This is a genomic window from Lysinibacillus sp. G4S2, assembly GCF_030348505.1.
Taxonomy (GTDB): domain Bacteria; phylum Bacillota; class Bacilli; order Bacillales_A; family Planococcaceae; genus Lysinibacillus.
In genome coordinates this window covers 1,516,646-1,541,790 of sequence record NZ_JAUCFJ010000002.1, presented here as the reverse complement: position 1 = coordinate 1,541,790, position 25,145 = coordinate 1,516,646, and the positions used below count along the sequence as shown (strand labels likewise).

At 37.5% G+C, this 25,145-nt stretch carries 29 protein-coding genes and 1 riboswitch; of the genes, 15 read left to right on the top strand and 14 right to left on the bottom strand.

Going from position 1 to position 25,145, the window contains the following annotated elements:
* Position 1 precedes the first annotated feature (1 nt).
* Positions 2–1,417, bottom strand: a complete 1,416-nt coding sequence (locus QUF91_RS07830) for an amino acid permease (RefSeq protein WP_289417367.1) — start codon at positions 1,415–1,417, stop codon at positions 2–4.
* 267 nt (positions 1,418–1,684) lie between these two features.
* Between QUF91_RS07830 and QUF91_RS07825 the strand changes: the two genes are divergently transcribed.
* On the top strand, positions 1,685–1,822 hold the full coding sequence (locus tag QUF91_RS07825) for a hypothetical protein (protein WP_285395743.1): 138 nt from the start codon (positions 1,685–1,687) through the stop codon (positions 1,820–1,822).
* Positions 1,823–1,980: 158 nt separating this feature from the next.
* On the opposite strand, the gene rpoN is transcribed toward QUF91_RS07825, so the two are convergent.
* Positions 1,981–3,318: an RNA polymerase factor sigma-54 gene (rpoN, locus tag QUF91_RS07820; RefSeq protein ID WP_289417366.1), complete on the bottom strand. Its 1,338-nt coding sequence runs from the start codon at positions 3,316–3,318 to the stop codon at positions 1,981–1,983.
* Between the two features lie 218 nt (positions 3,319–3,536).
* Here rpoN and QUF91_RS07815 point away from each other — a divergent pair, with 218 nt between their 5' ends.
* From QUF91_RS07815 to QUF91_RS07785, 7 genes are all read left to right on the top strand, one after another.
* A complete protein-coding gene (locus QUF91_RS07815) occupies positions 3,537–4,691 on the top strand; it encodes an acyl-CoA dehydrogenase family protein (RefSeq protein ID WP_289417365.1) in 1,155 nt (384 codons plus the stop codon).
* Positions 4,688–5,761 carry an acyl-CoA dehydrogenase family protein gene (locus QUF91_RS07810; protein WP_289417363.1) on the top strand — a complete coding sequence of 358 codons (1,074 nt, stop codon included), beginning with the start codon at positions 4,688–4,690 and terminating at the stop codon, positions 5,759–5,761. Before QUF91_RS07815 ends, QUF91_RS07810 begins: the two co-directional genes overlap by 4 nt.
* Positions 5,762–5,827: 66 nt before the next feature.
* Positions 5,828–6,634: an enoyl-CoA hydratase/isomerase family protein gene (locus QUF91_RS07805; protein WP_289417361.1), complete on the top strand. Its 807-nt coding sequence runs from the start codon at positions 5,828–5,830 to the stop codon at positions 6,632–6,634.
* A gap of 20 nt (positions 6,635–6,654) precedes the next feature.
* Positions 6,655–7,797, top strand: a complete 1,143-nt coding sequence (locus QUF91_RS07800; protein WP_289417359.1) for a CaiB/BaiF CoA transferase family protein — start codon at positions 6,655–6,657, stop codon at positions 7,795–7,797.
* Between the two features lie 120 nt (positions 7,798–7,917).
* Positions 7,918–8,103: a hypothetical protein gene (locus QUF91_RS07795; protein ID WP_289417357.1), complete on the top strand. Its 186-nt coding sequence runs from the start codon at positions 7,918–7,920 to the stop codon at positions 8,101–8,103.
* Between the two features lie 8 nt (positions 8,104–8,111).
* Positions 8,112–8,879 (top strand): IclR family transcriptional regulator, encoded by a 768-nt coding sequence (locus tag QUF91_RS07790; RefSeq protein WP_285395735.1) that lies wholly within the window; start codon positions 8,112–8,114, stop codon positions 8,877–8,879.
* A 104-nt stretch (positions 8,880–8,983) separates the two neighbouring features.
* Positions 8,984–9,127, top strand: a complete 144-nt coding sequence (locus QUF91_RS07785; protein WP_285395734.1) for a hypothetical protein — start codon at positions 8,984–8,986, stop codon at positions 9,125–9,127.
* Position 9,128: 1 nt separating this feature from the next.
* Here QUF91_RS07785 and QUF91_RS07780 read toward each other — a convergent pair whose 3' ends face one another.
* From QUF91_RS07780 to QUF91_RS07770, 3 genes are all read right to left on the bottom strand, one after another.
* Positions 9,129–9,692, bottom strand: a complete 564-nt coding sequence (locus tag QUF91_RS07780; protein ID WP_285395733.1) for a 5' nucleotidase, NT5C type — start codon at positions 9,690–9,692, stop codon at positions 9,129–9,131.
* A gap of 229 nt (positions 9,693–9,921) precedes the next feature.
* Positions 9,922–11,031 (bottom strand): bifunctional diaminohydroxyphosphoribosylaminopyrimidine deaminase/5-amino-6-(5-phosphoribosylamino)uracil reductase RibD, encoded by a 1,110-nt coding sequence (ribD, locus tag QUF91_RS07775; protein WP_289417355.1) that lies wholly within the window; start codon positions 11,029–11,031, stop codon positions 9,922–9,924.
* Positions 11,032–11,052: 21 nt separating this feature from the next.
* Positions 11,053–11,778, bottom strand: a complete 726-nt coding sequence (locus QUF91_RS07770) for a GTP cyclohydrolase II (RefSeq protein WP_289417353.1) — start codon at positions 11,776–11,778, stop codon at positions 11,053–11,055.
* Between the two features lie 338 nt (positions 11,779–12,116).
* Between QUF91_RS07770 and QUF91_RS07765 the strand changes: the two genes are divergently transcribed.
* The 4 genes from QUF91_RS07765 (at position 12,117) to QUF91_RS07750 (ending at position 16,053) form a co-directional block, all read left to right on the top strand.
* Positions 12,117–12,752 (top strand): GntR family transcriptional regulator, encoded by a 636-nt coding sequence (locus QUF91_RS07765; protein ID WP_285395728.1) that lies wholly within the window; start codon positions 12,117–12,119, stop codon positions 12,750–12,752.
* A 278-nt stretch (positions 12,753–13,030) separates the two neighbouring features.
* Entirely contained in the window at positions 13,031–14,230 is a 1,200-nt protein-coding gene (locus QUF91_RS07760) for a quaternary amine ABC transporter ATP-binding protein (RefSeq protein WP_285395727.1), read from the top strand.
* Complete coding sequence (locus QUF91_RS07755; RefSeq protein ID WP_285395726.1) at positions 14,223–15,077, top strand: ABC transporter permease; 855 nt, start codon at positions 14,223–14,225, stop codon at positions 15,075–15,077. Before QUF91_RS07760 ends, QUF91_RS07755 begins: the two co-directional genes overlap by 8 nt.
* 94 nt (positions 15,078–15,171) lie before the next feature.
* On the top strand, positions 15,172–16,053 hold the full coding sequence (locus QUF91_RS07750; RefSeq protein WP_285395725.1) for a glycine betaine ABC transporter substrate-binding protein: 882 nt from the start codon (positions 15,172–15,174) through the stop codon (positions 16,051–16,053).
* A 52-nt stretch (positions 16,054–16,105) separates the two neighbouring features.
* Here the strand turns inward: QUF91_RS07750 and QUF91_RS07745 are convergent, their stop codons facing one another.
* Positions 16,106–16,420: a DMT family transporter gene (locus tag QUF91_RS07745; RefSeq protein WP_285395724.1), complete on the bottom strand. Its 315-nt coding sequence runs from the start codon at positions 16,418–16,420 to the stop codon at positions 16,106–16,108.
* Positions 16,420–16,761: a DMT family transporter gene (locus QUF91_RS07740; RefSeq protein WP_285395723.1), complete on the bottom strand. Its 342-nt coding sequence runs from the start codon at positions 16,759–16,761 to the stop codon at positions 16,420–16,422. The genes QUF91_RS07745 and QUF91_RS07740 overlap by 1 nt, the downstream gene beginning before the upstream one ends.
* A 238-nt stretch (positions 16,762–16,999) precedes the next feature.
* A riboswitch (guanidine-I (ykkC/yxkD leader) is annotated at positions 17,000–17,096 on the bottom strand.
* 275 nt (positions 17,097–17,371) lie between these two features.
* Between QUF91_RS07740 and QUF91_RS07735 the strand changes: the two genes are divergently transcribed.
* Entirely contained in the window at positions 17,372–17,845 is a 474-nt protein-coding gene (locus QUF91_RS07735) for a YbaK/EbsC family protein (RefSeq protein WP_285395722.1), read from the top strand.
* Positions 17,846–17,955: 110 nt separating this feature from the next.
* Here the strand turns inward: QUF91_RS07735 and QUF91_RS07730 are convergent, their stop codons facing one another.
* The 4 genes from QUF91_RS07730 to QUF91_RS28075 form a co-directional block, all read right to left on the bottom strand.
* Positions 17,956–19,215, bottom strand: a complete 1,260-nt coding sequence (locus tag QUF91_RS07730; RefSeq protein ID WP_289417350.1) for a glutathionylspermidine synthase family protein — start codon at positions 19,213–19,215, stop codon at positions 17,956–17,958.
* A gap of 14 nt (positions 19,216–19,229) precedes the next feature.
* A complete protein-coding gene (locus QUF91_RS07725; protein WP_289417348.1) occupies positions 19,230–19,982 on the bottom strand; it encodes a hypothetical protein in 753 nt (250 codons plus the stop codon).
* Between the two features lie 150 nt (positions 19,983–20,132).
* Complete coding sequence (locus QUF91_RS28080; RefSeq protein WP_353957866.1) at positions 20,133–20,597, bottom strand: DUF418 domain-containing protein; 465 nt, start codon at positions 20,595–20,597, stop codon at positions 20,133–20,135.
* Positions 20,598–21,179 (bottom strand): DUF418 domain-containing protein, encoded by a 582-nt coding sequence (locus tag QUF91_RS28075; protein WP_353957839.1) that lies wholly within the window; start codon positions 21,177–21,179, stop codon positions 20,598–20,600.
* Between the two features lie 217 nt (positions 21,180–21,396).
* On the opposite strand from QUF91_RS28075, the gene QUF91_RS07715 reads away from it, so the two are divergent.
* Positions 21,397–21,663 carry a Parvovirus coat protein VP1-like protein gene (locus QUF91_RS07715; protein ID WP_350224338.1) on the top strand — a complete coding sequence of 89 codons (267 nt, stop codon included), beginning with the start codon at positions 21,397–21,399 and terminating at the stop codon, positions 21,661–21,663.
* 28 nt (positions 21,664–21,691) lie between these two features.
* Here the strand turns inward: QUF91_RS07715 and QUF91_RS07710 are convergent, their stop codons facing one another.
* Positions 21,692–22,474 (bottom strand): GNAT family N-acetyltransferase, encoded by a 783-nt coding sequence (locus tag QUF91_RS07710; protein ID WP_285395715.1) that lies wholly within the window; start codon positions 22,472–22,474, stop codon positions 21,692–21,694.
* Positions 22,475–22,542: 68 nt separating this feature from the next.
* Entirely contained in the window at positions 22,543–23,034 is a 492-nt protein-coding gene (locus QUF91_RS07705; protein ID WP_289417346.1) for a hypothetical protein, read from the bottom strand.
* Between the two features lie 508 nt (positions 23,035–23,542).
* Here QUF91_RS07705 and QUF91_RS07700 point away from each other — a divergent pair.
* Positions 23,543–24,067, top strand: a complete 525-nt coding sequence (locus QUF91_RS07700; RefSeq protein WP_285394860.1) for a GNAT family N-acetyltransferase — start codon at positions 23,543–23,545, stop codon at positions 24,065–24,067.
* A gap of 66 nt (positions 24,068–24,133) precedes the next feature.
* On the opposite strand, the gene QUF91_RS07695 is transcribed toward QUF91_RS07700, so the two are convergent.
* Entirely contained in the window at positions 24,134–24,997 is an 864-nt protein-coding gene (locus QUF91_RS07695; RefSeq protein ID WP_289417345.1) for an AraC family transcriptional regulator, read from the bottom strand.
* Between the last annotated feature and the right edge of the window lie 148 nt (positions 24,998–25,145).

Genomic DNA, 25,145 nt, shown 5'->3' with positions numbered 1-25,145 from the left:
TCTATTCCGAAGCAACCTTTTCCTCTATTTGCTCTGCTGACCTTGTCGACAGTTTTCGCATAATCATGAACAGCACAACTGAGCCGATTAATACTGCTGTACTTAAATAGAATTGAGAGCGTAAAGATTCAATGAGTGCTTGGCATAAATAAACGACTGTTAAAATTCCAATTGTGACATACGACAGGTATGGGAATAACCACATTTTTATTGCTAATGGCTCATCTGAAACCTTGTCATAATATCGCCGGAAACGAATTTGTGAGATGGCAATGAAAATATAAACAGCTATCATTAATCCTCCAACACAATTACCTAAAAAATAGAAAATGACTTCAGGTGAAATGAAGTATAGCATCGCACAAATATACGCCACCACAGTACTGCCAAGAATAGCTGGTACAGGCACACCTCGATGATTTTTAATTTGCGAGAATATTTTTGGTGCATCTCCTTGACGCGACATTTCAAGTAACATACGTGAGCTTGTATAAAGAGCGGAATTTAAAACAGAGATAAGTGAAATAAAAATGACGATTTGAATAAGTTGAGCAGCAATAGGAAGCCCTGCCATCGTTAAAATATTTGCGTAAGGTGCTGCCAACATTTTTGAATCATTCCAAGGTATAATCAAGACCATAATGGCTACTGAACCTACGAAAAATAAACCTAACCGAAAGACAACATTGCGAATGGCGCGAACAATATTTTTCGCTGGATTTTCAGACTCTGCTGCTGCGATGGCTGCAACCTCAGCGCCACAAATCGAGAAAATAACAAATACAATTGCCGTTAAAATTGGGACAATACCATTTGGTGCAAAACCACCGAATTCAGTTAAAATACCTAACCCCTTCGGTTCATAATTTGGCCAAATTCCTAAAATCATTGCTATACCAACTACTAAAAATACAACGATAGCCGTAACTTTAACAAAGGAAAGCCAATATTCAAATTCACCAAATGATTTTACTGAATAAATATTAACGATTGTCATCAATAACGTTATACCTACGCTTCCAACCCATATAGGTATCATTGGAAACCAATTGTGCAGCATTCCCCCTATGAGTGCTGCTTCTAACCCCACAATAAACACCCAGCTTGCCCAATAAAGCCAGCCTACTGTAAAGCCTGCCCATGGACCAATATACTTTCCTGCATATGAAGCAAATGAACCTAACTCTGCTGAACCACCTGATTTCTTCCCTAAAACTATTTCTCCTGATGCCATTTCTCCAACCATTTGCATGATGAGAACTATGAGTAAGCATGCAATCGTATATGAAATCACTGCTGCAGGACCGGTACTTAAAATATTTTTCCCTGTCCCAACGAATAGCCCCGTACCAATAACCCCTCCAATGGAAATCATTGTAATATGCCGTGTTTTCAGTGATTTTTGCAAAGCTCCCATTAAACCACCCCTTTAGTGTTTTATGAAGACATTTACTAGCCCCTTTCCTCTAATTCAATGTCTACTGTTTAATGAGCAATTTTGATGCCAAACTTATTAAATAGTTAAAAAAATCAGAAAATAAAGCCATCCGTACGTCTATTGTTGTTGTCATTTAAAATTTGCTAATTACCAAAAGTGCCTCGACATAATTGCATCCGCCCGCCGAAAGAAATTAAAACGTATGTCGTGTTTATAACTTGATCTTCGTTACGACTGGGCAACTCCTTGGGGATCAGCATCACAAATGAGACCCTGGTGCTCAGCGGATGTTTTCTGTGCGAAAGCGTAGCGGCAGCAACAAATGTTTTATCTGCGCGAAAGCGTAGCGACAGCGGCAAATGTTTTATCTGTGCGAAAGCGTAGCGGCAGCAACAAAGCGCCAAGTCTGAACAGAAATCAACCCTCGTTTTGCCGAAGAGCCTTAATATTACTAGGCTAAAAAATCTATGAATCTTTTCATATGCCTTATTGAAATTTCGATGCAGAAATACATCAACGACAGTTTGTTTGCATCATCTATTCTATCCATACATTCGATTAAATGAACTCACAATATTCATTTCTTCCCTGTACTTTGCTACTGTCCGTCTGGATATTTGGATACCTTCAGCACTCAAAGTATTTGTAATCTGCTGATCCGTTAAAGGCTTTTGTTTATCCTCTCCCTCAATCAACTGTTTGAGTCGCTTTTTAATATACATAATTGAATCCATTTTTCCAGAAATATTCATTACTCCTTTTGTAAATAACGATTGTAAGGCATACACACCATGGGCGGTTTTTATATATTTTCCACGCACAGCTCGACTAATCGTTGATTCATGTACACTTAAAATGTTGGCTACATCCTTTAACCGCATAGGCTTCAATGCCTCAATGCCTTTATGGAAAAAATCCTCTTGCAATTCCACTAGCAATCTAGCTAATTCGTACAGTGTTTTATCACGTTGTTCAATTCCTTGTAATAATAAAAGAGCGTCTTTCATTGTGTCTTTGAAATATGTTTTACAATTCGGGTCATTTTTTAATATCTCCACATAATGTTTATCGATTGAAACGATTGGTAAATATCCACGATTTAATTGTATCATCCATTCTTCTTCTAATTTCTCTACTTCGATTTCAGGAATGACATATGGAATCGTTTCGAATTTATCTCCTGTCATCACTGGTTTTAAATTTTTGATATAGTGGACCGTTTTCTTCACTTCCTGTATAGGCGTTCTATACTTTTTACTTAATTGTTTAATGGCCTGTGCTGCCACTAGCTCTAAATCCGTTTTAATAAATTCGGAGGTCAATTTTGGTGCAAGGGTATCCCTGTCTACTTGAATGAGTAAATATTCTTTATAATTACGTGCCCCTACTCCTACTGGCTCAAAAGTTTGAAGTAAGTCCAATAGGGCCTCTACGTGCAAAACATTTGTCTTACATTTATTTGCGACAATATCTAAATCAACATCTAAAAATAGACGATCATCTAAGGAACGAATTAAAAACATTAAGATTTTTAAATCTACAGAAGAAAGATTTTTATGCATAGGCACTTGTTCCAATAAAAACTGCTCATAGCTTTCTTTCGCAGCAAGGTTCATCTCAATAGGATTAAATGTATTATTTTTCGACTCATAATATTGCGCAGGATAACGCTTAAAAGAATAATTTGCTAATTGCATAATTTCCTCATATTGACTTTTCACCGTTGCATCAGTGACAACTAACAGTGGATTTTCATTTGCTTTTTCATTAATAAACTGTTCTAGCTCATTCGTTGAATATTGCAGTATTTCTAAATGCTGTACTAGTTGCGCTGATAAAACTTGCATTACTTTTTGGGAAGTTTTGATAGCCATTTGCATACCCCATACCTCCTTAACTGAATTTTCTACATAGTAACATGTTTATTCTGCATTTTTCCATTTTTTCATTAAATTTTTATTTCATCTAGACATCCATGAATTCCCCTCTTAATTTTCTAATAATTCCAAAAAGTAATTGACTACATTCATAAGTAATCATAAAATACACATATACAATAATGGTTACAACATTACGGTAAAACTTAAGGAGTGATGAAATGTTTCATTTACCAACTGTGCAATTTACACAAGAGCAGGAGCAATTTCGTTTAGATGTACGAACATTTCTACAGAATGAATTAGCAAAAGGAACCTTCACGTCTAAATGCGACTCTTGGCTAAGTGGAGATGATCCTGAATTCTCTAAATTAATTGGTCAAAAGGGCTGGATTGGTTTAACTTGGCCTAAAAAATATGGTGGTCAAGAGCGGAGCACCATTGATCGATACATTTTAACAGAGGAATTTTTAGCTATCGGTGCCCCAGTTGCAGCACATTGGTTTGCCGATCGTCAAACAGGACCACTTCTTTTACGATACGGGACAGAAGAGCAGCGTGAATATTTCTTACCAAAAATTGTGAAAGGCGAATGCTACTTCGGCATAGGTTTAAGTGAACCAAATAGCGGTTCTGACTTAGCTTCAGTCAGTACACGTGCCGAAAAAGTAGAGGGCGGCTGGATAGTAAATGGTCAAAAAATATGGACGAGTAATGCTCATCTTTGCCATTATATGGTGACTTTAGTGCGTACAAGTCCTTTTGATGGAAAAAGTAAACACGCCGGGCTTAGTCAGCTGATCGTCGATTTACAGGCAGAAGGTGTAACCGTTGTTCCCATTAAATTTTTAACTGGTGAACATCATTACAATGAAGTGTTCTTTGAAAATGTTTTTGTACCTGACAATATGGTTGTTGGTGAAATCGGTAATGGCTGGGCTCAAGGATTAGCTGAGCTTGCATTTGAGCGCAGTGGCCCAGAGCGAATATTGAGTACTTTCCCATTAATTGATGAGCTTATTCAGGAGTTAAAGCGCCAAAACAATTTTGAAGGGTTAAAGCAAGCGTCAAAAGTTGTAGCTCGTCTTTGGAGTCTACGGAATATGTCAATTGGAGTAGCCCAGCTTTTAGAGTCTGGTAATGGTGAAGACGTATCTATTCCTGCAGCACTTGTGAAAGCACTCGGGACGAAATTCGAACAAAGCATTCCTGAAATCACACGCTTAATCGTACAGACTTATCCAACACTTGATGCGCATCGTAAAATTGATCGCTTTATGGCTGAATCTATTTTACATGCACCAGGCTTTACTATTCGAGGAGGTACTTCAGAGGTACTGTATGGCGTTGTAGCGAAAGGGGTAATAGCACAATGAGTGAAATGAGAGACATGATTGTTGATGTTGTCGAGCGTATGTTAAAAGAAAAAGTGGATAAAGATTTAGTCGATACAGTAGAACAAGGTCATTGGGCACCAGAGCTATGGGATCTGTTTAAAGAAAACGGTATGACTGCTGTAGCCATTACCGAAGAAAATGGCGGTACAGGTGGCGACATAGAGGATTTATTGAATATTGTTCGTTTAACTGGAAAATACGCTGCACCGATTCCATTTACTGAAACAACATTTGCGAATTATTTATTGGAATTTACGAACTTACAAGTCATCGAGGATTTGGCGACGTATATGCTATGTCCTGACCAAGCCTTTACGTTAGAGGACGGCCAATTAACGGGAGAAGCGATTCATGTTCCTTGGGCACGCCATACAAAACATCTAGTAACACTTGCCCGTAGCAAGGATGGTACACATCTTGTAGAAATAGATTTAAGCCAAGCTGAAATTAAAGAGGGTATGAATTTAGCAGGCGAGCCGCGTGATACTGTGATATTCCACCATGCTACGACTTCACAAGTATCTGCTATGTTATCTCCTGACAAGATGCACACTATAACAACACTCCATACAGCTTTCCAATTAGCATTGATGACTGGTGCCATCGATAAAATAAATGATTTAACTGTTCAATATACGAAAGAACGTGAACAATTTGGTCGTCCAATTCATCGCTTTCAGCTCGTTCAGCAGCATATTGTACATTTAGCAGGTGAAACGGCGATAGCATTAGCAGCATTCAATAATGTAACCGAAGCCCTTCTGACGAACAATCAAAATAGTGAGGTTGCTTACGCTCACATTCGTTTTGAAGAAATCATTCAAGCAGTTACAACAATTGCGCATCAAGTACATGCTGCAATTGGTACAACACACGAACATAGCTTGCATCAATTTACACGTAGACTTTGGTCTTGGCGCGATGAAGGAACTAGCACCTCCTATTGGACTAATTTGGTCGCAACACAACTTTTAGAGAGTGGTGATAGCCTTTGGGAATATTTAACTTCATTTAGCAAAAGCTCCCCACTTCTCAAAGTGGAAGGATAAATGGAAATGCTGTAATAACTAATTTTGTGATAATAAATTAATGACATGATAAGGAGAGAGTTATCAATGACTGATTTACTTTTTGAAGTACAAGACCATATTGCCACAATTACATTAAATAGACCTGAAACGTATAATGCTTTCAGTGAAGAAATGATTTCTGAATGGATTAAAGCTCTTGAGGTTGTTCGTGACTCAGACGACATTCGCGTTGTCATCGTTAAAGGTAATGGAAAATCTTTTTGTGCAGGTGGCGATATTAAAGCGATGCAAGCCGGTGAAGGATTTTTCCAAAGTGAAGAAGACATCTCCTCCACAGGTTTAGCGAGAAAAAATTCACTATGGAAAAAGATTCAACGTATTCCCCTACTACTTGAGGAAATTGATAAGCCTGTTATTGCACAAGTACATGGATTTGCAATGGGTGCCGGTCTTGATATGGCCTTAATGTGTGACATTCGAATTGCTGCAAAATCTACAAAAATTTCAGAGAGCTACATTAACGTTGCAATTGTTCCTGGTGATGGTGGCGCTTATTATTTACCAAAATTAGTCGGCATCGATCAAGCATTGGACATGTTCTGGACAGCTCGTGTATTAACTGCTGATGAAGCAAAAGACAAAGGCGTTGTGACATTTGTTGTGGAAGACCATGAGCTTGAGGAATACACATTGAATTATGCAAAGGAATTAGCAAGTCGTCCAACTACGACATTACAATTTATTAAGCGTGCTGTTTATCAAAGTCAAAAGATGGATTTACGTACTGCCCTTGACTATATTTCATCGCAAATGGCCATTGTCACAGAGTTAGATGATTTTAAAGAGGGTGTAAGCGCAGTTGTAGAAAAACGTAAACCTGTTTATAAATGATGTATGTAGGAGGAAAAACAATGCAACCTCTTGAAAATATTCGAGTATTAGATTTATCCCGTGTATATGCTGCCCCTGCCGGCTCCATGATGTTGGCAGATTTAGGAGCAGAAGTAATTCGCATAGAACATCCGAATGGCTCTGATAGTATGCGTGACTGGGGGCCATTTGTAAATGATCAAAGCACATATTATTTATGTGCTAATCGCAATAAAAAATCGATCACCTTAGATTTAAAAACAATAGAAGGCAGAGATAGATTTAAAGAGCTTGTCAAAGATGCGGATGTCGTACTCGAAAATTTTAAGACGGGTGACATGGAGCGGATGGGGCTAAGCTATGAGGAACTAACAAAAGTAAATCCAAGAATCATTTATTGTGCCGTAACAGGATTCGGTCAAACCGGCCCTCTTGCGCACGAACCAGGCTTCGACCCAGTTATTCAAGCAATGAGTGGTTTAATGCATGTCACTGGCTCAGCTGAAGGTGATGCGACAAAAGTTGGTGTTCCTATTGCAGATATTTTAACCTCAAATTATGTTGTCATTAGTATTTTAGCCGCTCTACGAATGCGCGATCTAACAAATAAAGGACAATTTATTGACTTAGCTTTATTAGACGTTCAAATGAGTAGTTTAGCAAATGTAGCAAGCGCATATTTAAATACAGGTTTTATCTCAGAACGTCTAGGTAATCGTCATAATAATGTTGCACCGTATCAAGTGTTTCACTGTGCGGATGGCCCATTAATGATTTGTGTTGGTACAGATGGACAATTTCAAAAGTTTTGCACTATGTTGGAACGTAAGGAGTGGGCCGATGATCCGCGCTTTGTAACAAATACGATGCGCAAGCAACATGAAGCTGAGCTTGTTCAGATGATTACGGACATTACAATGACAAAAACACGGGATGAATGGATCACTTTATTACAACAATACAAGATTCCAGGTGGACGTGTGAATACGATTGCTGAAGCACTAGAACAACCGCAACTTATGGCACGTGACATGATTGGTGAAATAGAGCACGAACAATACGGTACAATTAGATTCATCAAAAACCCGTTAAAGTTCTCTGATTTAAATATTCAATATAAACTAGCACCTCCGATACTTGGAGAACATACAAACGAATTCCAAAAGTCCTTTCTACCAGAATAAATTTTGCGCTATAATAGAAGTAAATTTTAGGGTTCATCACTGAATGTTTGGGATGTCATTTTGTTAAAACGTATGCCATGTATATGAGTGAAGTGGAGACCTGGGCGATCAGGGTTACAGATGAGCCATGGAGCGCAAGCGAAGCGGCTCATCGAACGCCCTCAGTCGAACGGAAATCAACCACACGCTATGGTGATGAGCCTATTTTATCTTCATTTAATAATTGTTTTTATGCGCAAAAGCATAACGGCATCTATATATGAAGAGAAACCTCCGGCATATGTCGAAGAGAATTTTATTACGTAGGTGACGGGATGAATCAAGAGATTTTCGAAAAAAACTATACAATGTCATCGCTGCACAAAGCTATTAAAGTATTAAAAGCTTTTTCAAAAGATGAGCCTAGCCTTTCCCTAACTGAGTTAAGTAAAAAAACAGGGATAAGCATCTCTAGTTTGCAACGCTTCGTTTCAACCTTTGTGTACGAAGGCTTTCTTCACAAAGATGAACGTACAAAGCGCTATCAATTAGGTCATTCACTTCTGTATTTAGGAAATTTAGTAAAAGAAGAATCGAGTCTTATTATTGTCGCAGAACCTATTTTAAAAACGCTAAACGAAGAAATTGGAGAAAGTGTTTCCATGAATATTATTGATGGATTTGAGAGACGATGTATTTTAAACTATGATTCAACATATCCGCTTTCAACGAAAATGTTTGTTGGTGACACCTCCCCCCTTTATGCAGGTGCATCATCTAAAATATTGCTCGCGTTTATGCCGAATGTTGAAGAATATGTAGAGAATATAAGTCTTGAAGCCATCACATATAGAACCATACTTTCCAAAGAACAGTTGTGGGAGGATTTACAGGAGATTCGTAGACAGCGCTTTGCAAGAAGCAATAGTGAGCGTGTACGTGGAGCATGTTCTTTATCTGCACCGATTTTAAACGCTTCCAACCAAATAATTGCATCAGTGTCACTCGTTATACCAGAAGTACGATATAGTGACTATGATGAAAATTTTTTAATTGAATCCATTCAAAGCGTTGCATTAGAAATCGAAAAGCAATTGTATTGATAGAAATATTAAATAAACCCCGAATAGGTTCACTTTTTAGTGTCCTTTATTCGGGGTTTATTGCTTTAATCATATCGCTCATCACCAAACGTTGTGGATGACATTTGTTAAAACGTGTGTTGGTCCGACTCCCCCAGGAAGCTTTGCTCTGTGCGAAAGCGAAGCGGCAGCAACATGGTTTTCGTCTTTGCGAAAGCGAAGCGACAGCTACAAAGCGCCAGTCGGAACGGAAATCAACTTCACGTTGAACTAAATATTTACTAATCTCAAGAAATCTTGCCAATGATTTAAGCGTGGCAGTTCAACTTGCTTGTTATAGGATTGATTTTTTAATATCACTTTTGTACTCACATCTTGAAGTGTTTCTAATACAGCCGGTTTATCATCCACATAAACATCTAAAGCTAGCTCTTTGATGATCGCCACTTTCTCTGAGTCCTGCATGCCACAGAAAAAGTGACCTTCTGTGATTGGAAAACCTTGTGCTTTCATCCATTCGCGTGTCTGCTCACAATACTGTTTAGGACGTGAAGTAATATAATAAATGTCATGACCCTGCTGTGCCAAAGCTTGGAGCGTCTCTAATGCTCCCTCAAAAGAAGGACAATCTGTAAAATATATTTCCTCTAATGAACTATTCCACATCGCCGCTCCTTCAGCATCTGTTAATCCAAATGGTTCGTGAATTTCAACTCTTTGCAAAGCTTGAAATGCTTCTAGTGCAACATTTTTACCAAGTTTTTTATTATAAAGTGAAAAGGCGTGTGCTCGTAAATCAATAAGTGTGTCATCTATATCAAAGCCAAATTTCATCTTTTGTCTTCCCTTCAAGAAGCCTTGTTTATGAAGTTAGCCGCAAATGTTTGCTCTTTTTCAATTTGCTTTGCTAAAACTTCCTCAATGGCTAGCTCACGCATTTGTTGAAAATCTTGTACGTCAAAATGTGCAAGCGAATCTTTATTTTATAGTGTTGCAGGACAATCTGCATCTTTGAGTGTACTATTGAGCCCAGCCCAAACGATACAAATATTTGCTTGATAAATTAATTTTCTTCATCTTTCTTTGGATAAGCAATAATACGTAAATCTTGCCCTACCTGCTCAAACGAAGCAAATTCTACGTCCCATGCCTCATCCATAGTAGATGGGTTATGACCAGCAAAAGGTGTTAATGATAAACGACCACCGAGTACTTTTGGCGCCATGTAAATCACATATTTATTGATAGCACCTTGCTGTAAAAACGAAGCATTTACAGTACTTCCGCCCTCTACCAAAATATCAGTAATACCATATTGATATAGTTTTTCAAGCATATCATCAACAACAAGCCCCTCCGATTCATGTCGAACCGGCATTACCGTTACGCCTTTTTCTTCAAATGCTATTATTTTTTCTTTGCTAACATTCTCACTACATACAATAATTGTTTTTGCTTCTTCTACATTCAGTACGTTAGCATGAGCTGGTGTACGAAGCTCACTATCCATAATAATGCGTACTGGATTTTTTCCGTAATCTTCTTGTAATCTTGTTGTTAAGGAAGGATTATCAGCTAAGACTGTGCCAACACCAACTAAAATACCATCCACCTCATGACGAATATGGTGAACATCCTCACGTGCTGCCTCCCCAGTTACCCACTTGGAATGTCCTGTATGGGCGGCTATTTTCCCATCTAAGGTCATCGCATATTTCGAAATAATAAATGGTCGTTTTGTTAGCATATTATGAATAAAGCGTTCATTTAAACGGCGAGCCTGAGCTTCTAAAACACCTACCTCTACCTCAATGCCCGCATCTCGTAACAATTGAATACCACGCCCAGCTACCGAAGGATTGGGATCTTGCATCGCTACTACAACACGTTTAACAGCTGATTCCTTCACTAAATTTGCACAAGGAGGTGTTTTTCCAAAATGTGAACATGGCTCAAGAGTTACATAAAGTGTCGCACCTTTAGCATGTTCTCCAGCCATACGGAATGCATGCACTTCTGCATGTGGTTCACCTGCTTTTCTGTGTAAACCTGTTCCAACAATTACACCGTCTTTCACGATGACAGCCCCTACAAGTGGATTAGGGTTCGTATTTCCTTTGGCACTAGCTGCTAAATCGAGTGCTAGCTGCATATATTTTTCATCTATTGTCATCTTCGTGTCCTCCACTCACTTCTATTCGCGCATATGTCCAGATTTCTCTACTTTGGTGTTTAAATAAAAACGATTTGTCTCCGTTAACCCTCCCCATAAAGGGACATGTCCTTTTACTGCTAAGCCATGCGCCTGTAATGCGGCAAGCTTCTTCGGATTATTTGTAATCAGTGTAACCGGTTTTGAACGAAGTGCAGCTAACACCGTGATGGCATCTTCATAAGAACGGGTATCGTCTGGGAAGCCAAGAGCGTGGTTTGCTTCAACCGTATCTAACCCTTCTTCTTGTAATAAATAAGCAAGAGATTTCGAGAACAGCCCGATGCCACGACCTTCATGATCTGCTAAATAAAAAATAGCACCGCAGCCATGCTCAGCAATCATTTTCATCGATTCATGTAATTGATAGCCACAATCACAGCGCTGGCTCCCAAAAATATCACCCGTATGACAAATGCTGTGCATGCGAATTAAAGCATCCTCGGTATGTGCAAAATCTCCATAAACAAGCACTGATGACTGCTGTAAAAAAGCTAAATTTGCAGATGCTAATCCATCAATAATTTCTTCTTTTGATAGTTTGGCATCTACTTTTAACCAGTTATACCATTGAAATGTCTCTGAAAACGCAGCCTGTTTTATCGGTAATTTCACTGGACCAACTAGGCAAATACTTTCAGTTTCAGAGTGCTTTACGATTATCATTTTGTCTTTCACTATATCCATAACTCTAGTTGTAATTGTCATATTTTCTCCAACCTTCTATTGTTAACAGTTAGCTAAAATCTACTAACTGAGTATCTGTATTCCATAACACTTACATAACGTAACTTAGTTTATAATAATAACTACGAACTGTCAAACAACAGCCTCTATTTTAATCCGCCAGAAGCTTTGGGCAAACTGACGTGGCACTTTCGTTACGAAAAATATTTGCTGAAAGATGTTAAAAACGATTAATAGGAAACAAAAACTGTTATGTGACGTTTTTATCATATACTAATAGCTTATGGTGATGCTATTTTTTCTGTGCAGGCTAGTCTATAATAAGCTGTGGTAACTGTAATGACGAAAGGAAGTTTAGCATGCAATTAGAAAAAAACGTGCAGTTGAAGCAGCCAAAGTACCAGCAAATAGCTGTTGATTTAGCCTCAAAAATTGTAGAAAGAAAATACCGAATCGGAGATAAAATTTATGCAAGATCCTCTCTTGCTAGCCAATATAATGTCTCAGCTGAAACTGCTAGAAGAGCGATTGCCGTTTTGCAGGACTTGGAAATTGTGGAGGCCTCAAAAGGCAGTGGAGTTATTATAAAATCATATGAAAAGGCTGCGCATTTTGTCCGACAATTCCATGATGTTCAATCTGTCCATGAGCTTCAAAATGAGCTTATAACTAGTATTCAGAAGCAGCACCAAGAATTAATAAATTTACAGGAAAAGACCAAACAGCTGATTAGTCGAACTGAACATTTCCGATCCGTCAATCCATTTATCCCTTATCAATTAGAAATGACAACTGAAAGTCCTTGCATCCATCAAACAGTACAAGGATTGAATTTTTGGCAAAATACATCGTGTACGATTGTCGGAATTCGTCGTGGAAATGAATTACTACTATCACCTGGTCCATATGTGTCGTTGGAAGATGGAGATATCATTTACTTTATCGGTAATGATGAAAGTTTCGCACGAGTTCAGAGTTTTTTATATCCAAATTAAAATCCGCTTAAGCGCTGATATAACGGCGTTTAAGCGGATTTTTTCTTATTTGTCGATTTGACAAAAGTAACAACTCTTTGTTAGGGTTAAGTTGTTACTTGTTTATTTTTGGGTATCATTATCCTTAAATAGTATTAATCTTCATTCAGTGGATGTCCAAACACCTACTGCAATAGAAGAACTCAGACTAAGAACCTCACATCCTGTGAAAACGCCTGAGTGACCAACATCATGTTAATTCGCCAAGGCGAAATTGATCTACGAAAGGAATGGTTCTATTGGAAAAAATAAAAGTGGAACATGTTTCTAAAGTTTTTGGGAAACATATTCCTAAAGCATTAGAACTCGTCAAGCAACAAAAAAGCAAGACTGATATTTTAAAAGAAACAGGTGCAACTGTTGGTGTATACGATGCAAGTTTTACTGTAAATGAAGGTGAAATCTTCGTTATTATGGGATTATCAGGGAGTGGAAAATCCACACTTATCCGGCTTCTAAACCGGCTTATTGAGCCTACAAGCGGAAATATTTATATCGATGGAGAAAATATTTCTAAGATGGACAAAGAGAATTTACGTAATGTCAGAAGAAACAAAATGAGTATGGTCTTTCAAAACTTCGGTTTATTCCCCCATCGTACACTTCTTCAAAATACTGAATATGGCCTTGAAATCAGAGGCGTCTCAAAGGAAGAACGACAAGCAAAAGCAGAACAGGCTCTCGAAAATGCAGGCTTACTTGCTTATAAAGACCAATATCCGAGTCAATTGTCAGGCGGTATGCAACAGCGTGTTGGTTTAGCGCGCGCACTTGCAAATGATCCTGAAATATTACTAATGGATGAAGCTTTTTCAGCACTCGATCCATTAATTCGTAAAGAAATGCAAGATGAATTACTTGATTTACAAAGCACAATGAAAAAAACAATTCTTTTTATCACCCACGATTTGAATGAAGCATTACGTATTGGTGATCGTATCGCTATTATGAAAGATGGCTCAATCATTCAAATTGGTACTGGAGAAGAAATTTTAACAAACCCTGCAGATGAATATGTTAAAACCTTCGTAGAAGATGTCGATCGTTCTAAAGTATTAACAGCTGAAAATGTCATGGTTCGACCTGTATATGTCAATGTGGATATAGATGGACCAACCGTAGCACTAAAAAGAATGCGCGAAGAGACTGTTAGTTTGCTAATGGCAGTTGACAAAAATCGACATTTAAAAGGATATATTACTGCTGACGACGCACGGGCTGCTGCTAAAAGACAAGAACAAACGGTACATTCAATTGTTCAATCAGAGATATTGACCGTTCCACCAGATATGCTTTTACAAGATATATTAGGTATGATTCATAATTGTCCGACTCCTATTGCAGTTGTAAAAGATGAGCGCTTACTAGGTGTTCTCATCCGGGGCGTTGTCATCGAAGCACTTTCAACTAGCGATGAGGAGGCAGTTGCACATGAATAGTTTTTTAGACAATATACCAGCTATACCACTGGCTCCATGGGTAGAATCAGCTATGGACTGGTTGACGAGTAATTTTTCAGCATTCTTTGATTCAATCCAAAAATCTGGAAAACTACTCATGAATCAGGTCACTGATTTATTAATTAGCATTCCTGCTATTATTCTTATTTTACTTGTTGTCATTTTTGCCTTTTTCATTACCGGCAAAAAATTTGGGCTCGCAACGTTTTCGTTCATTGGTTTGTTATTTATCTATAATCAAGGCTTATGGACACACCTTATGGAAACAACAACGCTCGTGCTCTTTTCAAGTATTATTTCAATCATTATTGGTATTCCACTTGGCATTCTAATGTCCAAGTCAAGTGTAGCGGAAAATGTGATTAAGCCGTTACTTGATTTCATGCAAACAATGCCTGGCTTCGTGTACTTGATTCCGGCTGTTGCCTTCTTTGGCATCGGAATTGTACCCGGCGTATTTGCATCCGTTATTTTCGCCCTACCACCAACTGTACGAATGACGAACCTAGGAATTCGCCAAGTACCAAAAGAATTAGTGGAAGCTGCGGATTCATATGGTAGTACGGCAAGTCAAAAACTATTTAAAGTAGAAATCCCTCTTGCTAAATCAACTATAATGGCAGGGATCAACCAAACTGTTATGCTATCGCTTTCAATGGTCGTAATTGCCTCAATGATTGGTGCACCTGGTCTAGGACGAGAAGTATTAACTGCACTACAACGTACTCAGGTTGGGAATGGCTTTGTTGCAGGTTTAGGCCTAGTTATTTTTGCCATTATTATTGATCGCCTAACGCAAAGTTTTAATAAGAAGAAAGCCGTATAAAAGAGGTAATTTCATTAGCAAAAGTCCAAGTTTTTCAGTTTTATTACTTGGATTAAAGTTTTGAAGTTTATTAAAAATAAGGAAGGAAGATTCGATGAAACTGAAAACATTATCTAAATTAGGGATGGCTTTAGGGCTCGGCTTTTTGCTAGCTGCATGTAGTGGCGATGATTCTAGTAAGAGCAGTAGCAGTGGTGACTCAAAGGACGTCAATTTAGCCTACGTTGAATGGGATACAGAAATTGCTTCAACTCATGTCGTTGGGCAAGTGCTAGAGGATTTAGGCTACAATGTAACATTAACACCACTCGATAACGCTATTATGTGGGAGGCAGTTTCAAAAGGTGAAGCAGATGGAATGGTTGCTGCATGGTTACCAAATACACATGCCTCACAGTACGAAAAATACAAGGCTAATCTTGATGAACTAGGTGAAAACCTTGCTGGAGCCAAAATAGGTTTAGTAGTACCAAGCTATATGGACGTTAATTCGATTGAAGATTTAAAAAATCAAGCAGATCACACAATTACGGGTATCGAGCCTGGTGCTGGCATTACAGCTGCTACAGAAAAAGCTTTAGTTGAATATGATAACTTAGCAGATTGGAATCTATTAACATCTTCATCTGGTGCCATGACAACTTCTCTTGCTAAAGCGATTAAAAACAAAGAAGACATCGTTGTGACTGGTTGGTCCCCTCACTGGAAATTCGCTAAATATGACCTGAAATACTTAGAGGATCCAAAAGGTGTTTATGGCGGAGATGAAACGATTAACACATTTGCTCGAAAAGGTTTAAAAGAAGATCAACCAGATGTTTATTCTGTACTAGATAACTTCCACTGGACAGCTGAAGATTTAGAGACTGTTATGCTTGAAATTATGGATGGCAAAGACCCAAAAGATGCTGCTAAAGACTGGGTAGAAGCCAATCCAGACAAAGTGGCTGAATGGACGAAGGATGTAAAAAAATAAGATTTAAATAAGCACTTCCGTATATAAAATGCGGAAGTGCTTTTTTACACTTTTACGATAATAATTTCAAAGATATTGCTGCCCCTAAAACAAGAACTATACAAACAACTCGTCTCCAGTCCTTTGATTCATTGAAAAACATCATACCGAGTATAGCACCACCCGCCGCTCCAATTCCTGTCCAAATGGCATATGCTGTGCCCATCGCTAATGTTTCCATGGCATATGCCAGACCAGCAAAGCTTAAAGTAAATGCAAAAATCATTAATACTAAATTTTTCATACACTTAGCATTATTATATTTACTAATCATATAAACACCCATCATCTCACATAGTCCCGCAACAACTAATGCAATCCATGCCATTATTGATTCACCTCTTTATCTTTAGGCTCACCTGTAACAAGCTTTAAGCCAATGACCCCTGCAAGTAAAACAACGATACATATTATTTTAGCTAACTTCCATGGCTCTCCAAATAGTAAACTATCAGCACACACAGTACCCGCTGTACCCAAGCCTACGAATACTGCATAAACAGTACCGACTGGTAAACTCTCTCCTGCCTTAATTAGTAAATAAAAGCTCACAACAATTGCAATAGCGGTACCCATCCATTCGAGTACACTTCCTGCATGTTTTAAACCTATGACCCAGCCGACTTCAAAAAAAGCAGCAATTATGACACTTAACCATTGTTTGTTCATTGCGAATTCCTCCATATTATTGTTAGACACCGCTGAATGACTATTACTTGAGTAGTTGGCTCTAAGCAAAATGAGCCTCACGCTTAGCTGAGTACTTTGAATGGTTCCCCTCCAAAGCGGATTAAGGTATTCTATCCAACCTTTAATCGGGCGACAAAAAAGTATTTTTAACTTCCTTCCCTCAGCATCGATTTAGTCAAACAAAAAAAGCCTAAGGAACACTGCTGTAAACAGTACTCTCTCCCAGGCTTTTATCCTTCCGTGTCACAAAATCAATTTGTGGTTTTCTCTCGGACCAGACTAGCATTTGCTACGGAACCCTAGAAAACTATTATATGTGATTATATTACTAGTATAGCAAACTATTTACTCTATTTCCACCGCTACATAGCCAACTTTTTCGACTAGCACTTGCCCCTCATCTGATACAACCAAGTCGATAAATTTCTTTACATTAGGACTATCTGTTCCTGCTGTAACTGCATAAAATTTAGATACGAGTATGTACCGTTACGAGTAATTTTACACTAGATCATTTCCGGAGATAAACAACGATGTATTCAGAAAATTATGTTAAAATAAAACATAGTATTGTAAGGAGGTATTACATATGGCTATTGAAAAAGTACGTAATTATTTAGCACAATGGAATGTTGAACACAAAATACAGGAGCTAAACGAAAGCTCAGCGACTGTTGAACTTGCGGCCCAGGCACTCGGATGTGAGCCTGAACGCATTGCAAAATCCTTGTCGTTTCAAGTGAATGATGGAGCTATATTAATTGTTGCTGCGGGCGATGCCAAAATCGACAATGCAAAATATAAAGCCATTTTTGGCACGAAGGCGAAGATGCTTGGAAAAGATGAAGTACTTGAAAAGATTGGACATGATGTAGGCGGTGTTTGTCCTTTCGGCATAAATGAGGGCGTCGCAATTTATCTAGATGAATCACTTAAACGCTTTGCAACGGTATTCCCTGCATGCGGTAGTAGTAATTCCGCCATTGAGCTTACTATTTCTGAATTAGAAACTTATACACCATATCAAGAATGGGTTGATGTTTGCAAAGGTTGGAATGAGTAATAAAGCTATAAAAATCGGCGAAACTTTATAGAAAGTCTCGCCGATTTTTATCTCATTCAGCAATGCTTATTTTTACGACAGCTACAAAATTACGCCAAGGCGAAATTTCTTTAGGTTTCTTTCCTATATCCAACCGCTAGCCAGTGCGAATCCCATTCTGTAATTTGATTGCCTACTCTACAAGATAAGCCACATGCACGATTATCAGCGATAAATGAGCCGATTAACCATTTCTTTGTCTGTAATCCATCCTTTAGCTTTATCGTTATAGTGGGCATTTCTACATACTGCTGATAAATAAACAAATTATCATCATAATGGGTATTTGCGGAAGCATTAGTTTTCGTACCATCCCCTGCATAAATTTCAACAGTATTACCTTCCCGTGAATATACAGGTTTCTTGACAAACGGTAAATTTCCCTGAATAAACGGCTCTGCAGTAATATATGTTGGCAGCATATATGTCTGAATGGCAGCTCGTTCTTCTGCATTAAACAGAAGCGGATCATTTCTTCGTTCCCAAATGAGCCATAATAAAATTTTTGATTGCAGTACATAGGCAGCAGGTGCGTTAATAATTGCAAGCTGCTGATCTTTTACAAGTTCCAATAATTGCAGACCAATACGATCACCATCAGAAGACTCATCATCCATTAAAAACTCTACTGGGTGTGCAGGACGATACAAAATATCAATTTTCTCCATTGCCCCCGTATAAAGTCCTCGAGCTACAGAAGCAGTGTCACTAGAAAAAATTATTAGCTCATGTATAGGCACATATTCTACATCAAAAGGTATACATTTCTTTAAAAACTGTACCTGACAATATTCCTCATAATCTTCCTCAGCTCTTTTCCCTGTAATGACAATCTTAGGTTTTTTTAAATCATTTAAATAATGCATAGCCGCAAAGAGTGCACCGGACAATGTTTTATGTAATGGTGAAACATCATTTGGACTATCGAACCCCAAATGATGACAAAGCGCTTCATTTATCTCAAAAGTTTCTTGGACAAGAAATGGCGTTTCACCATTTAATTCAAGACATTTTATTTGCCCATCCTCAGTACAAATAAAATCAAAGCGAGCAAGTACCGATTGTTGTTGTAAATAATCTAATTCGATATAGGGTATCATTTCAGAACGAATGCCCAATGCTAAAAGTTGTTCATCCGATAAATGCTTAAATTGTTTACCAACCTTTAAAAATATTTCCCAAAGTATAGTAGATGCATAGTTAATTTCATCGATTTTTTCTTTGGGCAAATCTAGCACATCGTATAAGGCATACTCAAGGTCCTCAAAGTCAGGGAAGAAATTAGGAAATTGAGAATAAAACGCTTGGCGTTGTTGAAAATAATTGTCCATGTTGATTTCTCCTTTTAAGAAGATGAAGAGCCACCTCGAGAAGCGCCACCTGAGCCAAAGCCTGATTTCCCTGTGCTGGATGACGAGTGATTTGAATAAGAATTAGTACTATTCGACGATGTACCTGAACTGTTTGAGTATGAACGCTTACCACTCGAATAAGACTTGGAACCGCTTGTATTTGAGTTTGAATTTGAGCTATTTGTTGTTGAACTTTTTGTTGTTGAACTTTTTGTTGTTGAGCTATTTGTTGTTGAGCTATTTGAGCTACCTGATGTTGTACCAGATGTTTTTTGAGAGCCATTCGTCGTAATTCCGTTTGATTTCGTATTTTTACTTTCGCTAGTATTGCTTTTAGTCATACTTGGTGCTACTGAACCGCGACTTTTATCCTTTCTATCTGTACCATTCTTTAAATTGCGACTTTTATAAATGGCACTTCCTATCATTGCTCCGGCAGATGCATACATAAGTCCATTAAAGAAATGATGTGCATAATGAGGCGAATTCTCATCTAAACACTCGAAAGAACCATCATCATTTTCTTTCCATTCATCACATGCATTTGCCATGTCGCTATTATAGACACTTTGTAAATCTCCGCCAGCTGTTGTCGTATTATTTTCTTCAGTAAAATTATTTGAATTAGCTGAAGTAGTAGAAGACTCCTCAACAGTCTGTGTTTCTGAATTCCCACACGCTGCTAATTGCATAGCCATTAATGAAGCCGTAGTCACTGCTATATATTTTTTCATTTGTTTTGCCATATCCATTTCTCCTTTATTTTGTTATCTAGTATACGGACTCCCCATACTTTAAGTTTCATTTTTTTACAATTACATACATTCCATACTAGCATTAAAACTCCCTGACAGATTGAAATCATCTTACCATCAGGGAGTTCGCACAAAATTGTTTTATTTATTTGGCACTGTCTTTCTTCCATATGTCATAAAACGCCACACCTTTTCAAATGGTCCCATTTTAAAGAATTTAAACCAGATGACACTAAAAATCATTTGAATGACAAAAATTAAAATTGCAATGATAACAACATCAGAAGGCGATACAACTTCAAGACCCATACATGAAATAATAGCTAGCCCAATAAAACTTTGAGCTAAGTAGTTGGTAAAGGCCATTTGACCAACTCGTCCAATTGGCTTAAGAAGCTTCACGATTCTCTTATTCTCCAACATAACAAATAGACAAGCTAAATAAAAATACGTTGTCGGAATTACCCCTAAACCAATAATTAATTGAAGATTTTGATCACCTGCTTGAGAGGCAAACCAAATCCAAAGCGAAATGCCTACAAAGAATGGGAATGCCACAAATTGTATCCACTTTATTTGTTTTGAATATTCACCTACATGACTAATTCAATCAATTTTCGCTACTAAAAAACCACTTAAAAACATAATAAAAATAGCAACTGTATCATTTCCTAATAAACTAAAAACAGTTGAAAATGCTCCTTGATTTGGCATAAATATTTGTCCGAGTATGCCAAATACATGAACTGTAATAATAGCGAATAGCCATTTACTAATCGTTGAAACCTTTGCATTGTAAAAAGGTATAAGGAAGAAACCTACTACTGCATACATAGCAAGGATTGAACCCCAAAAAATAACAATATGGACAATGCCTATTAGTAATAACGCTAATAAACGTCTCGCAAAACGCCATCTTGGCTTATCGCCACGAGCTTCTGCACGTGAAGCAAAAATATAAAAGCCTACACCAAAGAGGAATGAAAAAATCGAAAAGAATTTCTTCTGTATAAAAATTTCAATAAGCGTATTAATAACACCATTTATTCCACTATAGTCAGGCATCGGTCTTCCCTCATCTATTACCTGGTAGGCCGCTACATTTATAAATAAAATGCCAAATAACGCCAACCCACGAATAATGTCTAAGGAAACAATTCTCTCTTTTTGAGTAACGGATGGATTCATTCTTTAAAACTCCTTATCTTTCATACTTTACTGCGCTATGGCTATCATAGCTTCCTATCCTTACAGTAGGTTTTTTTTAAGCTTACAGTAACCTTACAAACTATAGTTTGATCATCAGTTATTTGCTTTTTTTCAAATACATTAGTTTATAATCCCCTTCTAAAAGCAAAAATTCCATATTTTATAGTAACAATTATCTTTTAGAAAAGGAGATTAGATGATGTATAGACAACGCAAATTTGGTTTTTGTTACCCTGGTTATAAATACTGTGGACCAGGATGTTCAGGACCGGGCGAACCCATAAATGCTGTAGATTCATGCTGCAAATTACACGACGAATGTTATGCTCGATACGGTAGAACAAGATACTGCGATGAAATGTTCCAAAATTGCTTACGACCACAAATGAATGCAAATAATAAAATGGCTAGAGATGCTAGATTGTTTTACAATATCTTCGAAATGCGTAATCGGTTCTTTTAAGCAATAAAAAAGCTCACGATGTTTTTTTCTACAACGTGAGCCTATCCTTATAAAAAACTGCATATTTTTTTGGATCAGTAAAGCCTAGTTTAGTGCCTAAATGATAAGATCCTTGATTTTGAATATCGCAATCCCAACAAGGCTGCACATCATTTACGAGGCAATAATCAATAAATTTCTCTGCAATGAAGCTTGCTAATCCTTTTCCCCTATAATTCGAATCAGTTATTATATCAACCTCTGCAAATTGATGTGATTTGAAAATAGAGACGGCTTCACTAACAATCTTGTCTCCATGCTGAAGACAAAAACCAAAACCATTTTCAAGAAAATTACTAGTAGAACCCCAGTATTCCTCATAATATTTACTGTCAAATTCTAAACAATGATCAATTTGATGTTGGCTGATTGTAATGAAATCGTAGTCAAGTGAATTTCGTTTCTCTCGATTGTTATAAGCATTTACATCAAAGCTAAAAGTGTATCTTTCTAGTTTTTTTACACGACTATTTAATCGTTGCTCAATTTTTTCGTTCCATTCATCTGAGTAAGAAAAAAGTGTGAAACGTTTACTTTGTTCAATAGATTCTTGTATTAAAGTCACGAGTTTACTTACTAATGCCTCGCTGGACGAATCACCATTAACATAGTATATTCCCGATTTGGTTTGAAATAATAGTGAATGAAAGCTTACATTGTCGGCATAGACAGCGCCTTCTATTACCTGATCTAGTATGCTATAGACAAATGTTGGCGCCCTTCCTATTGTTTCTTTGATAATCGAATAATCCTCGGTCGTTACCTTGATCATTATCATTTCCTCAATTCTTTTGATATGTCTTCACAGGTGTGTTGATTAACCATTTTTATCCACCCTAATTAAATTAGAAGGATCTGATTTCCGCTACGGGCTACTCGCTTTGTTGCTGTCGCTTCGCTTTCGCACAGATAAAACAATTTGTTGCTGTCGCTTCGCTTTCGCACAGATAAAACAATTTGTTGCTGTCGCTTCGCTTTCGCACAGATAAAACAATTTGTTGCTGTCGCTTCGCTTTCGCACAGATAAAACAATTTGTTGCTGTCGCTTCGCTTTCGCACAGATAAAACAATTTGTTGCTGTCGCTTCGCTTTCGCACAGATAAAACAATTTGTTGCTGTCGCTTCGCTTTCGCACAGATAAAACAATTTGTTGCTGTCGCTTCGCTTTCGCACAGATAAAACAATTTGTTGCTGTCGCTTCGCTTTCGCACAGATAAAACAATTTGTTACTGTCGCTTCGCTTTCGCACAGATAAAACAATTTGTTGCTGTCGCTTCGCTTTCGCACAGATAAAACATTTTGTCGCTGACGCTTCGCTTTCGCACAGAGCAAGGCTTCCTGCTAGCGAGCGTCGAGTAGCCCTTCACTACAAGCTCTTCATCATAACATGTGGTTGATTTCTTTGATAGAAAGGCTTGTTTTTCGATAAAAGCCCAAATAGTTTCGATAAAATGAGATTTTGTTTCGATAAAAGCTCAAATAGTTTCGATAAAGAGCGATTTTGTTTCGATAAATCTTCAAAGTATTCCTATAAAAAGAAAGAAAGTAGCTTGAGAGATTCTGTTTCGGGGCTCGACACTAATTAGCAACAAGAAAAACCCTTTCATTGATCAATAATAAACCTATTTTTTCCTAATCAACACGCCTGATATCTTCATACAGTACAACACTTTAGCGATTACTGGAATTATTGTTTAATATTGAAACGTTGTATAATAGGTACATAAAATTTGAAGGGACTGAATTATGCGCAGATAGCAATATTTTTCATCCAAACTTATATCAATTATGCCTCGGCATAATTACGTCCAGACGCTTTAAAAACTTGGAGGTAAAAGTATTGATCGAACAAATTTACACAAAAAGATTATTTTTACGAAAAATGAAGATGGCTGATGCACATAGTTTATTTAAAATTTGGTCAGACCCTGAAGTTACAAAATTTATGAATATCGCAAATTTCACACATGAAGAACAGGCGAAGGAAATGATTGAGCTTTTTGATCAATTGACCGAGGAGCATAGGGCTATTCGTTTTTCAATTATTGAGAAGGAATCAAATGGGATTATCGGCTCTTGTGGATTCAATTCATTTGACGTAGAAAGTGCTACTGCAGAAATTGGCTATGATCTTGCCAAAGCACATTGGGGAAAGGGCTATGCGCCGGAATGTATTTCCGCTTTGATTGAATTTGCTTTCACCACTTTAAGCATCACTAAAATTGTAGCAAAAATAGAGCCTGGTAATAGTAATTCTATAAAAGTAGTAGAGAAATTGAATTTTACGTTTGAAGGAACATTTCAAGAATATGAAGAATCAACAGAATCTTTTTATGACATTAACGTTTACTCTTTCAGAAAATAAATTAATGTAAAAAAATAAAAGCCAAGAATGTTATCTAATGAACATTCTTGGCTGCTTTCATTTCTGTTACTTAATCGGAATCCAAATTTCAGAATAAAGATCAGGACTAAATGGATCTTCGTCTGAGTACACTTCAAGCTCAGCCGTTCCAGTAGGTTCGTATGGATTAGATGGGAACCATTCAGAGTAAATTTGTTTCCAAGTATTTTGCATAGCATCCGGCATAGGACCATGTACTTCAAACACAACCCATTTTGATGCTGGAACTTCCATTGCTTTCAGTTCTTCTGGAACATCCCCAATATGATCCGTTGCAATCCAATAATCAATAAAACCATTTTTTTGTTCGCTGACATTTGGTGCACAGACGCCAAGCACCCCTTTAATTTCTCCATTATTTAATGAAAATAATTGATGATCCATCCCCTTGCTGTTAATCTCATCCCAAAATTTAGGGATTTCTCTCGTATTCTCACCATTTTGACAATTATACGTTCTTTTTACTCCGACCACTTGAAACTTTTCTTTTTCTACGATTTTATACTTCATTGGTTCTGCTCCCTTCAAGCTTACCTGGATGACCAGGCGATTGTATGATTGTAATTGACATTGCTTCTTTCTTGCTTCACTAGGCGTTACGTGATGCTGCTTACGAAATGCCTTTGTGAAAGCTTCAGGAGAGTCGTAGCCATATTTGTAGGCGAGATCGATTATTTTTTGCTCTGTATTTATTAATTCCTGTGCTGCTAAAGTTAATCTTCTTCGTCTTATATAATCTGCAATAGACATATCCGTTAAAATTGAGAACGTCCTTTGAAAATGAAAGACAGAAGAATTTACCTCTCGTGCAATTTTCTCCATTGTGATGTCATCTAATAAATGCTCCTCGATATAATTAATTGCTTTTTGAATCGACTCTATCCAACTCAAGTGCTCTCACTCCTTGTTTATAGCATAAAATATTCGAATTATTTAATCCTGTCTTTTTATGCTATCTTTGGACTGGTTAAAATGAAAGCTTTATTTTTTATTGGTACATCACCATATCTTGGTGTTGATTTTCATTCGGACTGGGCGC

Excerpts from the sequence above, each read along its gene's own strand:
- QUF91_RS07830 (WP_289417367.1), bottom strand. The coding sequence starts at position 1,417 with ATGGGAGCTTTGCAAAAATCACTGAAAACACGGCATATTACAATGATT.
- rpoN (WP_289417366.1), bottom strand. The coding sequence starts at position 3,318 with ATGCAAATGGCTATCAAAACTTCCCAAAAAGTAATGCAAGTTTTATCA.
- QUF91_RS07815 (WP_289417365.1), top strand. The coding sequence starts at position 3,537 with ATGTTTCATTTACCAACTGTGCAATTTACACAAGAGCAGGAGCAATTT.
- QUF91_RS07810 (WP_289417363.1), top strand. The coding sequence starts at position 4,688 with ATGAGTGAAATGAGAGACATGATTGTTGATGTTGTCGAGCGTATGTTA.
- QUF91_RS07805 (WP_289417361.1), top strand. The coding sequence starts at position 5,828 with ATGACTGATTTACTTTTTGAAGTACAAGACCATATTGCCACAATTACA.
- QUF91_RS07800 (WP_289417359.1), top strand. The coding sequence starts at position 6,655 with ATGCAACCTCTTGAAAATATTCGAGTATTAGATTTATCCCGTGTATAT.
- QUF91_RS07795 (WP_289417357.1), top strand. The coding sequence starts at position 7,918 with ATGAGCCATGGAGCGCAAGCGAAGCGGCTCATCGAACGCCCTCAGTCG.
- QUF91_RS07790 (WP_285395735.1), top strand. The coding sequence starts at position 8,112 with ATGAATCAAGAGATTTTCGAAAAAAACTATACAATGTCATCGCTGCAC.
- QUF91_RS07780 (WP_285395733.1), bottom strand. The coding sequence starts at position 9,692 with ATGAAATTTGGCTTTGATATAGATGACACACTTATTGATTTACGAGCA.
- ribD (WP_289417355.1), bottom strand. The coding sequence starts at position 11,031 with ATGACAATAGATGAAAAATATATGCAGCTAGCACTCGATTTAGCAGCT.
- QUF91_RS07770 (WP_289417353.1), bottom strand. The coding sequence starts at position 11,778 with ATGACAATTACAACTAGAGTTATGGATATAGTGAAAGACAAAATGATA.
- QUF91_RS07765 (WP_285395728.1), top strand. The coding sequence starts at position 12,117 with ATGCAATTAGAAAAAAACGTGCAGTTGAAGCAGCCAAAGTACCAGCAA.
- QUF91_RS07755 (WP_285395726.1), top strand. The coding sequence starts at position 14,223 with ATGAATAGTTTTTTAGACAATATACCAGCTATACCACTGGCTCCATGG.
- QUF91_RS07750 (WP_285395725.1), top strand. The coding sequence starts at position 15,172 with ATGAAACTGAAAACATTATCTAAATTAGGGATGGCTTTAGGGCTCGGC.
- QUF91_RS07745 (WP_285395724.1), bottom strand. The coding sequence starts at position 16,420 with ATGGCATGGATTGCATTAGTTGTTGCGGGACTATGTGAGATGATGGGT.
- QUF91_RS07740 (WP_285395723.1), bottom strand. The coding sequence starts at position 16,761 with ATGAACAAACAATGGTTAAGTGTCATAATTGCTGCTTTTTTTGAAGTC.
- QUF91_RS07735 (WP_285395722.1), top strand. The coding sequence starts at position 17,372 with ATGGCTATTGAAAAAGTACGTAATTATTTAGCACAATGGAATGTTGAA.
- QUF91_RS07730 (WP_289417350.1), bottom strand. The coding sequence starts at position 19,215 with ATGGACAATTATTTTCAACAACGCCAAGCGTTTTATTCTCAATTTCCT.
- QUF91_RS07725 (WP_289417348.1), bottom strand. The coding sequence starts at position 19,982 with ATGGCAAAACAAATGAAAAAATATATAGCAGTGACTACGGCTTCATTA.
- QUF91_RS28075 (WP_353957839.1), bottom strand. The coding sequence starts at position 21,179 with ATGAATCCATCCGTTACTCAAAAAGAGAGAATTGTTTCCTTAGACATT.
- QUF91_RS07715 (WP_350224338.1), top strand. The coding sequence starts at position 21,397 with ATGATGTATAGACAACGCAAATTTGGTTTTTGTTACCCTGGTTATAAA.
- QUF91_RS07710 (WP_285395715.1), bottom strand. The coding sequence starts at position 22,474 with ATGATCAAGGTAACGACCGAGGATTATTCGATTATCAAAGAAACAATA.